This is a genomic window from Desulfitobacterium sp., assembly GCF_035539115.1.
Classification (GTDB): Bacteria; Bacillota; Desulfitobacteriia; order Desulfitobacteriales; family Desulfitobacteriaceae; genus Desulfitobacterium_A.
This window is the reverse complement of sequence record NZ_DATLJA010000073.1, coordinates 1-15,461: the sequence shown is the minus strand read 5'-3', so window position 1 is coordinate 15,461 and position 15,461 is coordinate 1. Positions and strand designations below refer to the sequence as shown.

The window sequence follows — 15,461 nt, the reverse complement described above, 5'->3', positions numbered from 1 at the left end:
AATGGGATAACAATACTGATTTGAAACAGTGGCTGAAAACATTCAACCGAAGATGATTATGTAAAGAAATCTTGTTGGGACTTTCGTTATTTCAAGGATTTCACCGAAAATCTTTACATAACGGAAGTCTTAACATAACCGGTCGCCTCTGGAGAATAAGGCTTCGCATACAACAGCCGAATCCCCAATTTAGAGCAGGTCCGCGCCATCCACTTCGTTCGGTATTGTTTGCCATTGTCGAAGTACACCGATTCCGGCAAGCCAAACTTCTGAATCGCGACACGAAAAGAGTCTTCGACGATCATTTGATCGAGCGTAGGGTAAAATGCCCCCTGCAGAACAAACCGCGTTGCGTCATCCACAAACGTGACCAGAAAGACTTGTTTCATGGCGCCATCCAGACCGATCGGAAGATACGGCCCAAACTTTATGTCCGAATGCCATAATTGATTACGATGTCGCCGTTGAAACCGCCTTGCGGCTACGCCCGAATCGGCGTACATCCGCATATGACGGGTACTGTAGCCGCATCTCGCTAGCTTCTCCTGGAGGGTGCTACGTTTGAGCTCTCCGGGCTGTGCTTTACCTTCCCATTCCAGAATCTGAATGATCTGAGCGACGCTACGGCTTGGGACTTCCCGACGGAGCAGGATAGCCTGATCGAGGAGCTCTGGGGTAATGGATTCAGTAAGGGATCGGCCCTTGCCTTTGGGTTTTAATCCTTCAAAGCCCGTTTTACGGTACTCCGCTAAATACCGCCGTAATGTCCTCTCGGATAAACCACTTTGTTCACAAATGCGTGTCTTTAGCTCCCGGGCTTGGGCTGAATCGATTCCTTCTGCAAGTAACGGGGATAAAAGTTGGACCCGTTGTGCTGCAATCTCTTCAGCCTTCTTCTGATCTTTCACCGAAAACACGTCCTTTCCAGTAGATTTCAATTCGAGTCTACCTTAAGGACTTCCGGACAGGAATGCAGAACGGGTATGTAACCATAAATTCATATTAGCAATAGGGCGGACAATTCTCGCAAGCCACCCGGGTGCTTCGCCGACATACTGTCCGATGCGTTGGTGCGCAGACCGTGGAGAGACGGACGGCTCCTCCACAGGATCTTGTCTTAAACGGATGGCAATGGATTTCAGACAACCGAGCAGGTAAGGCTGTAGGGTGTGGAACCACGTTTTCCATCGGTACAAGGTTGAGTCATCGACCGCGATGTCTACGGATTTCGAGGAATCCGTTATTCCTTGTTCCACACATTCGGATTCATAACGTTTGTAAGGAACCAGACAATCCGGTAGTTCATGGTGAATTCGCCTGCATTGGGTACAACGTAGTCTGCGAATGACCAACACCTGGACTTCTCCAGATTTACGTATTCGTTGTCGCCTACGGCTCCCGATAACCTCCAGTTGTTCTCCACAGCAAGGACAAGGAATGGACTCCGCACACCGAACAAAAAACACCAGTATGTGGGTTTTCAATAAGCTCATAATTTGATACAATAATCATGTTGTTTGGGGGGATGTCTCTGTGAACTTGTTTCCGCAGGTTCACATTAAAGGAGACATCCTTTTCCTTTACTTTGATAAGGTCATTATATCCGTCAATTCATGGACAGGCAATCCCGTCAGCTTTCGGACTGTTTGCGCTAGCGCAAACAGTTATTGGAATCTGCTTATTCAAACAAAGTAAAGGAGGAACTAAGATGTTCGAGTACTTCAAGCTTATCGGTAGTGGCCCCAATGACTTATCTGCTGCGATTCACGGGGGGCTGGGAATTATTCTTCTTGCATCCTTTATCTGGGCCGTGGAGGCAGTACTAAACAAAAGTCCTGAAGCCTTTAAACGTTTAAAGATTGGTTCCATAGTGATGGCCGCAGCCAGTTTTTTAACCATTGCTTACGGCAATATTATCTATATTGCTTATCGTGCCAAAGACGGTGTTCAACCTTGGTTAAAGGCCAATAATATATACTGGTTTCATACTCTGGGAATGGAGTTTAAAGAATTTGCAGCCTTGTTCTCCTTCCCGTTAGCCATTGCCATTGCCTATACGTTGTTTACAATGAGTGATGATTGGTTTAAAAGTGATTGGGCTCGTAAGACAGTTAAAATTTCACTGTTTATTGCCATTTTCTTCACGTTTAGTGCATTTATCTTAGGAGCAGCGGTCACGAAAGCTAAAGCTATTTAATTTTAGTTAAAGGAGGGATATTGATGAGTAACACAGTGACTACGGAGAGTAGAACTTCTAGTATAACTAATACAGTAACGGTTAAAGTAAAAGAAGTGAAATCGGCAATTGCCTTTTTAGCTGCAGGGTTGGGTCTGCTTACTGTTTCCATCCTCAATCTGCTTCAGAGCCTTACTGGAGGAGCAAAAGGTTCTGTAGGGACGTTCTTGACGCTACACCAAGGTATTGGACCCTATTCAGGGAAGCAAGTGCTTTCTATTTTGGTTTGGGTCATTGCCTGGGTTGTGCTTAATAAATCTCTTGCGAATAAGGATTTGGAGCCAGCTAAAATTATGCGTTGGTCCTATATCCTTATTGTTGTGGCAGGATTATTAGTATTCCCACCCGTTATCGGACTCTTCGTTTGATCATCGAACAATATTATGAGTATCTAGCCTAATTCAAAGATTTCTCTATTCACACAGGCGGGTTATTGAGCTATCTCTAAAAATAGAGCTCTTTTTCCTGCCTTTTTTCTTTGCCATTTAGTAGATGCGCTCATAGCATAATATCGATACTCGTATTCATCGCCCGTTGCATAACCGACTGAAGGGTTTCAGAATTGTTGTTTACTTGGTTAAGCATAAAGCTAAAAGTGGGAGAAAACGCAGATCTGCTCATGAGTAAATAAATCGTTTTGATTTTATTTTGCCCCTTGTGTTGAATAGGACTCTTCCTTTGCGGATCTAATCATGAAGCGAAGGAAGCTGAGGAAAAGGATGACTCCCATCGAAAGGAGATACATCATACGAATCTCGGGGATCGCTGTATCTGTCCCGAGAACAAAGCCATGGATGAATGTCATTAAAAATGTGGGATAGGATAGAATGTGAAGGGTATGCCATACTTTGTTGGGGATTTTATGACGAAAATCTGAGGTAAAGACGAGAAGAAGTAGACCATAGGCCGATAGGGTACCCAGTCCGTTTAGAAAGGGTGAGTTCTGAGCTGTGAAGGGGATCAGGACTTCGCTCCAGGCAAATGGCATATAGGGATCGATGATGGTGAGGACTCCATGCAAGAGCCCTATAACCATCCCATAATTGGTTGCTGCGCTGTGAAATTTAAAAAAATTCTCCTTTGATTGCCGGCTGGAGTCCAGGCATACTCGACATGATACCGGTGCAGATGCCAAGCGTAATCAAGATATAGGCTCCAATTCCTAAAAATCGAATCAGTTACCATAAGGGTAAGTAAGAATAAAATCAATCATTTTTTCACCTCAGGATTATTTGTAGAGAAAGTGTTGAATGGGGACGTTTTGCCATACTTTCCCTAGAGAGGCCTTACTCCCGTAATAATAGGTCTCTTTTTGCGTTGTAAATACTATCGTTTCATAGCCGCTTGATTTTTGGGTCAAGCGGTCAAGACCTTTTTCAAGTCCAAGGATGCAGATGACCTTAGTCCAAATTTCGCACTCGATGACATCTGGACCAGTGACTGTACACTGGACAACATCGCTCTGGCTGGGTTGCATCGTACGGGGGTCAATTAAATGATGCATCTGGCCTTGCGGACTAGACCACTGCCTTCCGAGTTTACTCGAGGTTGCCACTGAGCCGCTTTCTAGGGCAAGAATTCCAATATCCTGATTCGGCTGCCAAGGGTTTTCAATCCCAATCAACCAGGGTTCTCCGCTGTCCGTAGAACTTCCCCAGACGGAGAGATCGCCTCCTGCGTTGATGAAGCCTCGTTCGATATGCAGCATGTTTTGGTATTCCTGAACTAAGCGCTTGACCGCCCAACTCTTAACAATACCGCCTAAATCCATCTCAGTTCCTGCGGGGAGTTGGGCGGTGTGGTCTTCAGAGTCCAAAATTAAGGCAAATGTTTTAGAGTTTGAGTTAACCGGGGTACTTAGAAATCGATCATGAATTTTCTCGAAGGAATCGTTATAGCCTGCATTTCTTAAGGCTGTTAAAATGAGCGGGTTAAAGACCCCTCCGGTGATTTTGTAATAGTTTTCTGCTAATTGGAGAACTTCAAGCATCAGCGTGGAAATAGAAGTGGGCTTTCCGGCAGAGAGATTTAAATGCGTCAGTTCGCTATCCTCTCGGAAACGACTAAATCGCTTTTCCACGGTTTGCAGCCAAAGCTGGGCGAGACGTTCCAGACCTGGAAACTCTTCTTCTTTGCACCATAGCATAATATCTATATTCGTATTCATCGCCTGCAGCATAACCGATTGAAGGGCTTCAGAATTGTTGCTCACGAGGTTAAGCATCAGGAACGCCCGCTTCTGGTGTGAGGAACTCTACTTTGGGATTGTCTTGAGGATTGACTTTGGGATTGACTCAAAGAATTTCCAGAATTGGCATTACTGTTATTAAATTGTGAGCTAGCGTTGGCAGGGGAGGGCGTGTTTACAGTAGATTGCTGAGAAGTTTCAGATTGAGTTTGTGAGGAAGCCGTGAGAACTGCCTGATCAAAGGAAGGACTTGCTTTAATGCCATTAAAGGCGATAACAATAGCTAAAGCTCCGACAAGACCTAATTCCCATTTTAGCGATTTGAGGTTTATCATGAGTACCTCCAGTTTCAGATTTACTTCGAAGTTATTTCACCGAGCGTGGCTTGAACCACTTGAGTATTTCCGTTACGGACGAATGTAACACTTATTTGGTCTCCAATTTTATATTTATAGAGTTCACGGACTAAATCGCCCGAGCTTTTCACTGCAGTATCGTTAATTTTGGTAATGACATCATCCTTCGTGATTCCGGCTTTGGCGGCAGGTCCACCTGCGGTGACGTCAGCGACATAGGCACCTTGCGTGAGATTATTGCTTTGGGCATAGGCATTGTATTGATCATTCACGGAAACATAGAGCGCAGGATGGGTAGCTTTACCCGTCTGGATCAATTGCTGGATGGTCGGCAAAGCGTCAGAGATCGGGATCGAGAAGCCCATCCCCTCAAATCCCGTCTGGGCATATTTGGCGGAGTTAATTCCGATTACTTTTCCTTGGTAATCCACAAGGGGCCCACCACTATTGCCAGGGTTGATGGCGGCATCTGTCTGGATAAGACCAAAACTGGACTCTCCTTGAAGATCCAAAGTACGATTGGTTGCAGAAATGACTCCGGTGGTTACCGAACGGGCGAAATCGTTTCCTCCAGGGTTACCGATGGCAACGACTGAGGCGCCGACTTCGAGGTTTGAGGAATCGCCAAGCGTAACAGCAGTGAGGTTTTGCGCATCAGAAATTTGTAAGACGGCAAGGTCGGTACGCGAGTCAGCACCAACGAGTTTGGCATCCAACGTGCGGCCGTCGCTTAGACTGACGGTTATTTTTTGAGCACCGTCGATCACATGATTATTGGTAACGATATAGCCTTTTGCGGCATCAATGATAAATCCTGACCCGCTTCCGGCCTCCTGAAGGCCTGAACTGGAGTTGTTATTACTACTGGAACGAAAATAGCCGGAATTTGACTGAGGGCTGGATTGGAAATTAGAAACTCCGACAACTGCGGGCCCGACATTTTTAGCAATCTCGGCGACTGGAAATTGAGAGGTATTGGTACTCAATGTAGTAGCGGGCAGGGTTGGAGTCGTTGTCGCTGAGGTTGGGGTAGAGGTCGTTTGAACCGTAAACAAATTAGGGTAGATGTGAGGCAGAGCGGTAGCTGTTGTTAGCCCCCCAATAAAAGCACTAGCCAAGCAAAGGGTAGCGATAGCCGCTATAGTTCGTTTGGGTTTAGAAGTAGAGTGGGGAGAGCTCGAGAATTGAGAAGAGGTAGAAGAGTTGGGATCAGTTTTACTGTCCAGAATGATAGCTTCAATCACTGGAGGGGTGTTAGACTCATGTTCCTTTGAATTAAAATCATCGTTATTCATAGTGACCTCCTTATAATACGCTAAGCGTTTCTTTATCTTGATTATGTTGTTATTATAGAACTTCAATCTGAGCTAAAAATGATAATAAGCTGAAGATTTACTGAATTTTTTGTGATGAACTTGTGTCTTGGCGAATTAGGTAAGGAAAATTGAGAGAAATGGGGTTACAATGAGATTAATTCAGCTGATGTTCAGGTTTTCTTCAGTATTATTTCAGACCCATAAAGGATAATAAAAATAGATATTTTAATGAAGATGGAGTTTTGGAGCTTATGCAAAAATTAAAAGGAATTAAGCTATTACTCGTCGATGATGAACCCACTATTTTAGAGTTTTTAGAAATGGGACTGGTTAATGAAGGGTTTGAAGTTCAAACATCTCAAGATGGGATGTCTGCTGTAACCTTGGCCAGCCAATTTGAACCCCATATTGTCATCCTAGATGTGATGATGCCCGGTATGGATGGTTTTGAGGTGTGCAGGATGCTGAAAAAGCAGGGGAATGTCGCAGTTATCATGCTCACGGCTAAGGATGAAGTGGAGGATCGGGTCAAAGGACTTAATCTGGGAGCAGACGATTATATGTCAAAGCCGTTCAGTTTTGAAGAACTGCTGGCACGGATTCAAGCCCGTATTCGTAACCAATTTCCGAATTTGCTGGGAGAGGTTGTAAGCGGACCCTTTCGAGTGGATGATCGGCGACGGGAGATTATTTATAAGGAGCACGTTTTGGAGCTTTCTCCCACAGAGTATGAACTGCTTAAATTTATGATTCTCAATCAAGGGATGGTCTTAAGCAAAACGATGATTCTGGATAAGGTCTGGGGGTACGATTTTGTAGGGGACGAGAATATTGTGGAAGTATACGTCCGTTCCTTACGTGATAAATTACAAGATAAGGATCATCAGTTGATCCGAACGCTGCGTGGTGCGGGTTACAGGATGGACCTAGCCTAATATTCTTGAGCAGTAAGCTTGAAACAGTGAGGGTTGGTGAATTTTTATGAAGTTGAAAAATATATTTAAAGAAATTGTGGTTCCCAATTCTCTCCGTTTTCAGCTCTTATCCCGCACTCTGATGATCATGGCAATTTTGCTGACCGTTATAGGGTTTTCTCAATTCTTTTTTATGCAACGATTTATTTACGAAAACAAAGCGTCAAGCATTCAGAGCCAAGTTTTGGCTGTCCCCGCAGAGGCCTGGGAGCAAATCTCGGGCGGAAATTTACACTCAGATAGCCTAAATCATGCTTTTTATTTCTTGCCAGACTCAACGATTGCTGTTATCGATCCTAATGGAACCTCTACTGTGATTACTAATTCTGCTGCGAATGTGGGGGCAGCACCGCAACTGGATGTTCGGGATTATATAAGTGCTCTGCAAGATAAACGAAAACTCAATTATCAAGTGATGACCCCCAAAGAAGGGGGAGAACAACTGGTCGTTCTCCAAGCTGTTGAAAGCCGGGACCATTGGCTTGGAGTTATCCAAGTCAGCGTTGGGACGGATTCCTTGAAGCATATGTTAATGAAACAGCTTTTGACGTTTTTGATGCTTGCCCTGATCGCTTTAATGGGGGGGGTGCTTGCGTTTATCCCTGTACTTCGAAAGATTCTCGTTCCTTTATCCAATATGGTTGATAAAGTGGAAAAGATCGACGCTGGAAATCTAGCTGAACGTTTACCCGTAGATCAGGGGCAGGTTGAAGTTAACCGCTTAGCCATATCCTTTAATGGAATGTTGGAGAGATTGGAAACCTCGTTTGAAGCTGAAAAAGAAGCCAAAGAACAGATGCGTCGCTTTGTGGCTGATGCCTCGCATGAGCTTCGCACGCCTTTAACCTCGATTCATGGTTTTATCGAGGTCCTTCTTCGGGGGGCAATGAATCAGCCGGATAAGCTTTATCGATCTTTAAAGAGCATGTATGCAGAATCGGAGCGGATGAAAAAACTGATTGAAGACCTGCTCCTACTGGCGAAACTGGATCGCTCACCTCATCTTGAGCGTGTTGAACGAGACTTAGATCCGTTGGTTGTGGAGATGGAGACTCAGCTTAGGTTGCTTGCTGGAAACCGCAAGGTAAATTTAAACCTTAATTCGCCTTCAAAGGGTTGGTTTGATGAGGACAAAATCAAGCAAGTTATCTTGAATCTTTTTAATAATGCAGTGCAGCATACCGATCCGGAAAACGGGGAAATCAAACTTTCTGTGGGTCCTGCCGAGGGAGGAATTGAACTGACGGTAAGGGATAATGGGCAGGGAATAACAGAGGAACATCTCACCCATCTGTTTGAACGCTTTTATCGGGTTGATTCCTCACGAACCCGTAAATATGGTGGATCTGGGCTTGGGTTAGCGATTACTCAATCCCTTGTGGAACTTCATGACGGGAAGATTCAAGTTGAAAGTACCGTTGGAGAAGGAAGCGTATTTCGCGTATGGCTTCCGAACAAACCGCTAAAATTTTAGAACTGAAAAGGAGAAGACTCTTTTGAAAATAAAAAACATTTACTGTGTCGGACGGAACTATAGGCTGCATGCTCAGGAATTAAATAACGCAATTCCCACGTCACCTTTTTTGTTTAGCAAGCCTACCCATGCTTTAGTAGAGGCCAAGGGGCAAACCATTCAACTGCCAGGGGATCAGGGAACGGTGCATTATGAAGCTGAGCTCGTTGTTCATATGGCGAGAAATTATGAACCGAGTCTTCCTTTAGAAAACCTTATTGATCAAATGACCATCGGACTGGATTTGACGCTCCGAGATGTTCAGGATGAATTAAAAAAGAAAGCGTATCCCTGGTTATTAGCGAAAGGTTTTCCTAATTCAGGAGTGCTCTGTTCCTGGCAGCCTTTTGAAGGGTTACAGGAGATGGCTGTTCATGATTTTACGCTCGAAAAAAATGGGCAAGAAGTCCAACGGGGTAATATTAAAGATATGATCTTTGATTTACCCACGCTTCTCGAGTTTACAGCCAAGCATTTCGGGTTAGGCGCAGGAGATATTATTTTTACAGGAACACCTGCGGGGGTTGGAGCACTCGCCAATGAAGATGCTTTAGTCCTCAAATGGAAAGAAGAAATGATCGGCGGCTGTAGGGTTAGAATGGCTGCGAAATAATTGACATTGAACAAATATTGTATACATGTGATAAAACAGTTGATAGAATCCCGAAATCTAGGTACATTTAAAGCAGGTTAGAATCCGGAGAAGAAGGATTACGGTATGGAGGGAATTAAATGGTTCGCCTGATCAAGAATGGTGTATACCTTATTAAAGGGCAGAAGGTTCTCGAAGCAAAGGACCCAAATACTCTTTGTGATTTAAACGGTTCCGCTGTTGACAAGCAAGATGCCCGTCAGAAAACGATGGCGTATCGAATTCTAAGTCAGCATAATACGTCTGGAAATCCAGAACAATTAAAGATTCGTTTCGATGCGATGGCTTCCCATGACATTACCTATGTTGGGATTACGCAAACCGCACGTGCTAGTGGACTAAAAGAGTTCCCGATTCCGTACGTGTTGACCAATTGCCATAATAGTCTTAACGCCGTAGGGGGAACGATTAATGAGGATGATCATGTTTTCGGACTTTCTGCCGCTCAAAAATATGGCGGCATTTATGTTCCAGCCCATCAAGCGGTTATTCATCAGTATATGCGGGAGATGATGGCAGGCTGCGGACGGATGATTCTCGGCTCAGATAGTCATACGCGCTATGGGGCTTTAGGAACGATGGCTGTCGGAGAAGGCGGACCCGAGCTGGTTAAACAGCTTTTGAACAAAACCTATGATATCCAATATCCTGAAGTGATTGCTGTCTATCTTGAGGGTAAGCCACGAGTCGGAGTGGGTCCACAGGATGTGGCGTTAGCCTTAATCCGAGCAGTTTTTGCTAACGGCTTCGTTAAGAACAAAGTCCTTGAGTTTGTGGGCCCTGGTGTCGAGAATTTATCCGTGGATTTTCGCATTGGCATCGATGTGATGACGACAGAGACCACATGCTTGAGCTCGATTTGGACGACGGATGAGAAAGTCAAAGAGTACTTTGGTATTCATGGCCGTCCTGAAGCATATGCTAAACTCGAACCTGGGGAAGTGGCTTATTATGAAGGTATGGTCATCATGGATCTTGACAAGATTGTGCCGATGATTGCCCTGCCTTTCCACCCCAGTAATGTCTATACGATTGAGGAACTGAAGCAAAACCCCTATGATATCCTGCATAAAGTTGAAGAAGAGGGGAAACAGCAAATCAACAATCCTTTTGTCTCCTTAAATTTAACCAACCATATCGTGGATGGCAAAATCAGGGTCGATCAGGCGATTGTTGCAGGTTGTGCTGGTGGAACCTTTGAAAACTTGATGGATGTTGCCGCAATTGTTAAAGGGCACTCCGTCGGGAATGATTATCTCTCCTTCAGCGTTTACCCGGCCAGCCAACCGATCTTTCTTGAACTAATGAGAAACGGAGCGGCTGCTGATTTAATGGCGACTGGAGCGAATCTTAAAACAGCTTTCTGTGGACCTTGCTTCGGAGCAGGAGATGTTCCAGGGAACGGGCAGTTTAGTATCCGTCATACGACTCGTAACTTCCCGAATCGGGAAGGGTCAAAACCGGGCGAAGGTCAAATTTCTTCAGTAGCCTTGATGGATGCAAGATCCGTTGCTGCAACAGTGGTTAATGGAGGATGTTTAACTGCTGCTACGGAGATCGAGTATTCTGTACCCTCGCATCAATATTCTTTCGATGGCGGGATTTATAAAAACCGAGTGTATAACGGTTTTGACCATGCTGAGCCAGCTAAAGAGTTGAAGTTCGGACCGAATATCGCCGATTGGCCAGAGATGATTGCTTTGCCGGAAAATATCCTGCTGAAAGTGGCTACAGTCATCAATGACCCTGTAACGACGACGGATGAGCTGATTCCCTCAGGTGAAACCTCATCCTACCGTTCAAATCCGCTCAGGTTAGCGGAATTTACCCTTTCTCGAAAAGACCCACAGTATGTAGGAAGGGCGAAGCAGGTTCAAACCCTTGAAAAGGAACGCGAAAGTCTGCTGAAAGCGTCTGAGCAAACACCTGGACAAGTTTCTCAGCCTTCTGATGATTTGAAAGAGGCCTTGGAACACGTCCTTCATGTGAATGCCAATGTGGCTCCCTCATCAGCAAGCCTTACAGAGATTATGAACAATACTGGAATCGGAACGGTTATTTATGCGGTCAAACCAGGAGATGGTTCTGCTCGGGAGCAAGCGGCTTCCTGCCAAAAGGTCTTAGGAGGCTGGGCAAATATTGCTCAAGAGTACGCCACGAAAAGGTATCGCAGCAATCTCATCAACTGGGGGATGTTACCCTTTACCCTCGGCAGTCCTTTAGAGGTTAAGTTGAGCACTGAGGACTATATATATGTTCCAGGAATTCGCCAAAGGATTATCAACGGCGAGGAAACGATCCCAGCCCAAGTGATCAGCCCGAATGGGGTGCGTGAACTAACACTAGAATTAAAAAATTTAACCCCAGATGAGAAAGAGATTATCTTAAAAGGGTGTTTAATTAACTCCTACAGCAATTAAGATAGTTTTGTTGATTCAATTCCATGAGGGAGGATACTGTGGGTGAAACAACAAATGATTGGTGAAGGGAATCGGCCGCTGATTTGTACTCCATTAGTGGGAAAACAACAAGAAGCCATTCGAGCAGAACTCAAGCATGTTCTCGAGAAGAGTCCAGATCTGATTGAGTGGCGGGTCGATTTCTTTGAAAAAATTGCGAATATAGATGAAGTCCTTGGTTTAGCTCAAGAAATTAAAGAGTCCGCTGTGGATATACCCCTTATTTTTACCCTGCGCTCGATCCGCGAGGGAGGACAGCCGATACCGCTAACCGATCAAGAAGCACTGAAACTTATCAAGGCTATCTGCCAGAATACAGCTGTCGAATACATTGATTATGAGTTGAGCAATCCCAAGGAATCCTTCCAAGAACTGCGCCAAATCGCCTTCGAAAGTCACACTAAAATTATTGCTTCGTATCACAATTTTGAGTTCACGCCAGAACCGGATATTTTGTTGGCAAAGCTTATGGAAGCGCAGAGGTTAAACGCTGATGTAGCAAAGATTGCGGTCATGTCTCAAAACCTTCAGGATGTACTAAGCCTTCTCAATGTGACGTTGAAAGCGAAAGAAGCACTGGATATCCCCCTTATCAGCTTAGCGATGGGACAGTATGGGACAATAACCCGCATGATGGGCGGAGTTTTTGGCTCTGCCGTTACCTTTGCAGTAGGGGAGAGGAGTTCGGCCCCAGGACAGATGCCCATAGAAGAGTTGCGAAGTGTACTCGATATTATTCAGAAATCAGTAGGCTGGGTGTGAAAAGATAAATAATCTGCTTCAAAGAAAATGCGAAAAGCAAAGAACAATAAATGTTTGAAAAATTGAAGAGCAATACATACAGAAAAGGTTCCGGATAGTTTCCGGAACCTTTTCTGTATAAACGTTAATTTGAATTAGATACTTGGAGGATTCTTGAACATAAGGGCTTAGAAAAGAACATATGCTCCAGGGCCAGTTAAAAAGATTCCGACAACAGCTGCGATAATTGCTAAGTTATATTCATACCCACTGGCAGTAGCTGAAAAACCATTTTTCCCAGTTACGGTAGCGATAGCGACAATCATAGTACCCACCATAAGAATTGCCGCAATGGGAATAAAGACACCTGCTGCGAAGAGAAGACCGCCAAGTAATTCGCCGAGTCCAGCGAGAAAAGCCATGGGTACTCCGGGTTTTATCCCGATGGATTCAAAGAAACCCGCGTTTCCTTTAATACCATGACCGCCGAACCAACCAAAAAGCTTCTCAGTACCGTGACGGGCAAAAGACAAACCAAAGATAAGACGAATGACCAATAAACCGAGGTTTAACATTTTAAAACTCCTTTTCCAAATAATTAAATATATTATTACGTGTTGAACGATTCAACATGCAAATTGTATATCTAATTCAAGAAAAAGTTAAGTACGCACTTTTTTGTGCCATAGTAACTAAAAAGGAACTATGCTAGCTGTGGGTTATCGAAGAATCCACCTTTCTGTGACGGTTCTCATCAGGGCAAACTGAATTAGTTTTCGCTTTATTTGATTATTCTTTTAACCCCATTTGGGCTAAAGATGTAGCAGAATTAGCCACATCTTCGGAAGCAGCTCCGATCTGAGCCGTCGTCTGGGTCAAAGCATCGATCTCAGTGGCTATTTTCTCGACTTGTTGAATGCTAGAGTTGATAGCATCCATAATATATTTAAACTGGCTCACCACTTGACTTGTTTCATCTGCTGCTCCTTGCATCGCTTGAGTCGTATCGGTAATCGATTGTTTAACAGCTACCGTATTCTGCTTCGTCACTGTGATCATCGTGCTAATCTCGCGCACAGATTCTTCTGAATGGCTAGCTAGCTTCTTAACTTCTTCTGCCACCACTCCAAAGCCCCGTCCACTAGCTCCGGCGCGTGCCGCTTCGATCGCTGCATTGAGGGCCAGCAAGTTCGTCTGGGATGCAATTTCTTTAATCACATCAGTCACAGAGGCAATCTTAGTCGAGCTCTGATCTAATTCATTCATTTTTTCCTGCATTTGTTCTGTCATGTTGGACAACTTTAAGATGGTATCCGCTATTTTCATGATCTTGCGAGATCCTTCTTGGGCCAAACCGTCCACCTGGCGGGAGAATTGAGCCGCTTCTGAGGCATTGCGGGAGATCTGCTCTGTGCTTTCATTCATCTGCGATGCCGAGGCCGCAGTTTGTTCTGAGGAAGCTGCCAACGCTTGGCTGGCTTCATTTACTTGTTGTTGCAAGCGATCAATATTACGGAGTGCCGTTTCTAGCTCTTCTTTCTTATCGATATCCTTCATATATGATTGAATGTAGCTCGCCATGACCACCTGCTGATCAAAGGATGTAATCCGTAGAAAAGCCTTCGCTACGCGCAAAGCCTGCTCAGACTTCTTACGATAGAACTGAAAGATGCGTGATAGAACTTCATCATCTATTACTTGGTAAGCCCCTATGTAGTAAAAAGGAGGCAATCCCACACTTCGATGTACGTTTCCAATGGGAATACGTCTTTGGAGATACTCTTCATCCACGCGTTGAGGAAACAGGGAAAGTAAATATTTCTTCATAATAACCTTATGTCGTTCCAGCGCAGAAAATTTTTCAAAAATCGCACTCATTCCTGGAATTTGTGTTATGTAAGCAAAATAGTTAGTAACGATTTGATCCACTTCTTGCTCCATTACAGGCCGGAACTCACTTAACAGGGTTAATTCGCTCTCATTGAGCCGCAATAGCTGCAGTGATTCATTTAAATCAAATTGGGTTAACTCTACCATTCTCTTTTCTTCTCCTTTTAACCTCAAAATTCAGCTAGCCATACTGAAAGGTCAATATGGCTAGCTGCTTGGTCATAATGCTATATCGTTTTGAAGTACTTTGTCTGAAATAATACACAATCAAATTATAGGATGTAGAAATTAATTTGACTAGTACGCACATTCTGGTAACTTAGTACCTCTGACAACACCGACCTAGTATTTAGTTATATCAAGTCATCAACCAACCATTCCTTGCAAGGAAAACTTAACGGTGTTGTGCGGCCAAAATAATTCAAATGAAGAGAGTCATAGTTCAGCGAAGAACTATGGCTCTCTTCATTCGGGGATAACCTCGTTAATTAGTTTTCTTTTTCGGCAACGGTATTTAAGTCTTTGATCAGGCTAGGTACGTCGATGCCATGAGCCAAAGCCCCTTGTTCGATATTTTCAAAGCGGGCTGCCATGCAACCAAAGCAATGCATGCCGTGACTTAGAAAAACTTCAACTGTTTTGGGGTATTTACCGACAACCTCAGTGATCGGTTCTTTTCCTGTAATCATTGTTTAAAAACCTCCTTTGGATTAAAATGAGAACTTACCTTACGTAACTAAGTATACTAAGATAACTCGAATTTGTAAACTGTTATTTTTTGAAAAGAAGTCGGAAGACTAAGCTTCCGACTTCTTTTCAAAAACATTGTTTTTTACGCTTCAGTAGGAATCGCTTTAGTGGCTACCTTAGCTTTGGAAAGGGGACAGTCATCGCTGTGGTTGTCTCCACAATGGTGACACATATCTTCCAGAATATTAACGGCGTTTTGTTTTTTCTCGGCATCGAACATTGATAAAACCTCCTAAAATTTATAAGTGATTTCAGTGCAAAAAGTCTTTGAAATTGTAACCTATTTTTCCTCTGTAGACTGTTATAAATTCATTTTACCATCTTATGGATAATATTATCTGGATCATCCATCGAAAATGGCGATATTAACACAAGGTGGTGAGGTA

General features: G+C 44.0%; 16 protein-coding genes and 2 pseudogenes. 8 read left to right on the top strand and 10 right to left on the bottom strand.

Annotated features, from left to right (window positions below):
- Nucleotides 1-128 precede the first annotated feature (128 nt).
- Nucleotides 129-908, bottom strand: a pseudogene (locus VM640_RS12175) (DDE-type integrase/transposase/recombinase); the annotation flags it as partial.
- A 42-nt stretch (nucleotides 909-950) separates the two neighbouring features.
- Nucleotides 951-1,493, bottom strand: a complete 543-nt coding sequence (locus VM640_RS12170; RefSeq protein WP_325392574.1) for a DUF6431 domain-containing protein — start codon at nucleotides 1,491-1,493, stop codon at nucleotides 951-953.
- A 215-nt stretch (nucleotides 1,494-1,708) separates the two neighbouring features.
- Between VM640_RS12170 and VM640_RS12165 the strand changes: the two genes are divergently transcribed.
- Together VM640_RS12165 and VM640_RS12160 are read left to right on the top strand one after the other, a co-directional pair.
- On the top strand, nucleotides 1,709-2,197 hold the full coding sequence (locus VM640_RS12165) for a hypothetical protein (RefSeq protein WP_325392572.1): 489 nt from the start codon (nucleotides 1,709-1,711) through the stop codon (nucleotides 2,195-2,197).
- Nucleotides 2,198-2,220: 23 nt separating this feature from the next.
- Complete coding sequence (locus VM640_RS12160; RefSeq protein ID WP_325392571.1) at nucleotides 2,221-2,604, top strand: hypothetical protein; 384 nt, start codon at nucleotides 2,221-2,223, stop codon at nucleotides 2,602-2,604.
- Between the two features lie 275 nt (nucleotides 2,605-2,879).
- Here the strand turns inward: VM640_RS12160 and VM640_RS12155 are convergent, their stop codons facing one another.
- The 4 genes from VM640_RS12155 to VM640_RS12140 form a co-directional block, all read right to left on the bottom strand.
- Nucleotides 2,880-3,371, bottom strand: a complete 492-nt coding sequence (locus tag VM640_RS12155; RefSeq protein ID WP_325392569.1) for a ferric reductase-like transmembrane domain-containing protein — start codon at nucleotides 3,369-3,371, stop codon at nucleotides 2,880-2,882.
- Nucleotides 3,372-3,464: 93 nt separating this feature from the next.
- Nucleotides 3,465-4,460 (bottom strand): FAD:protein FMN transferase, encoded by a 996-nt coding sequence (locus VM640_RS12150; RefSeq protein WP_325392567.1) that lies wholly within the window; start codon nucleotides 4,458-4,460, stop codon nucleotides 3,465-3,467.
- Complete coding sequence (locus tag VM640_RS12145) at nucleotides 4,460-4,759, bottom strand: hypothetical protein (protein WP_325392565.1); 300 nt, start codon at nucleotides 4,757-4,759, stop codon at nucleotides 4,460-4,462. The genes VM640_RS12150 and VM640_RS12145 overlap by 1 nt, the downstream gene beginning before the upstream one ends.
- A gap of 20 nt (nucleotides 4,760-4,779) precedes the next feature.
- Nucleotides 4,780-6,075 (bottom strand): S1C family serine protease, encoded by a 1,296-nt coding sequence (locus tag VM640_RS12140; protein WP_325392563.1) that lies wholly within the window; start codon nucleotides 6,073-6,075, stop codon nucleotides 4,780-4,782.
- A gap of 272 nt (nucleotides 6,076-6,347) precedes the next feature.
- Between VM640_RS12140 and VM640_RS12135 the strand changes: the two genes are divergently transcribed.
- From VM640_RS12135 to aroD, 5 genes are all read left to right on the top strand, one after another.
- Nucleotides 6,348-7,031, top strand: coding sequence for a response regulator transcription factor (locus VM640_RS12135; protein WP_325392561.1), 684 nt, complete (start codon nucleotides 6,348-6,350; stop codon nucleotides 7,029-7,031).
- 46 nt (nucleotides 7,032-7,077) lie between these two features.
- Nucleotides 7,078-8,544, top strand: a complete 1,467-nt coding sequence (locus VM640_RS12130) for a sensor histidine kinase (protein WP_325392559.1) — start codon at nucleotides 7,078-7,080, stop codon at nucleotides 8,542-8,544.
- Between the two features lie 22 nt (nucleotides 8,545-8,566).
- A complete protein-coding gene (locus VM640_RS12125; protein ID WP_325392557.1) occupies nucleotides 8,567-9,196 on the top strand; it encodes a fumarylacetoacetate hydrolase family protein in 630 nt (209 codons plus the stop codon).
- A gap of 119 nt (nucleotides 9,197-9,315) precedes the next feature.
- The gene (locus VM640_RS12120; RefSeq protein WP_325392555.1) at nucleotides 9,316-11,655 is read left to right on the top strand and encodes a hydratase; all 2,340 of its coding nucleotides are present in this window, start codon (nucleotides 9,316-9,318) and stop codon (nucleotides 11,653-11,655) included.
- Nucleotides 11,656-11,697: 42 nt separating this feature from the next.
- Entirely contained in the window at nucleotides 11,698-12,456 is a 759-nt protein-coding gene (aroD, locus tag VM640_RS12115; protein ID WP_325392553.1) for a type I 3-dehydroquinate dehydratase, read from the top strand.
- 167 nt (nucleotides 12,457-12,623) lie between these two features.
- On the opposite strand, the gene VM640_RS12110 is transcribed toward aroD, so the two are convergent.
- Entirely contained in the window at nucleotides 12,624-13,010 is a 387-nt protein-coding gene (locus VM640_RS12110) for a DoxX family protein (protein WP_325392551.1), read from the bottom strand.
- Between the two features lie 135 nt (nucleotides 13,011-13,145).
- On the opposite strand from VM640_RS12110, the pseudogene VM640_RS17185 reads away from it, so the two are divergent.
- Nucleotides 13,146-13,208: pseudogene (locus tag VM640_RS17185) on the top strand (CDGSH iron-sulfur domain-containing protein); the annotation flags it as partial.
- 16 nt (nucleotides 13,209-13,224) lie between these two features.
- Here VM640_RS17185 and VM640_RS12105 read toward each other — a convergent pair.
- The 3 genes from VM640_RS12105 to VM640_RS12095 form a co-directional block, all read right to left on the bottom strand.
- Nucleotides 13,225-14,472 carry a globin-coupled sensor protein gene (locus VM640_RS12105; protein WP_325392549.1) on the bottom strand — a complete coding sequence of 416 codons (1,248 nt, stop codon included), beginning with the start codon at nucleotides 14,470-14,472 and terminating at the stop codon, nucleotides 13,225-13,227.
- 341 nt (nucleotides 14,473-14,813) lie between these two features.
- A complete protein-coding gene (locus VM640_RS12100; RefSeq protein ID WP_325392547.1) occupies nucleotides 14,814-15,014 on the bottom strand; it encodes a DUF1858 domain-containing protein in 201 nt (66 codons plus the stop codon).
- 143 nt (nucleotides 15,015-15,157) lie between these two features.
- Entirely contained in the window at nucleotides 15,158-15,295 is a 138-nt protein-coding gene (locus VM640_RS12095; RefSeq protein ID WP_325392545.1) for a hypothetical protein, read from the bottom strand.
- Between the last annotated feature and the right edge of the window lie 166 nt (nucleotides 15,296-15,461).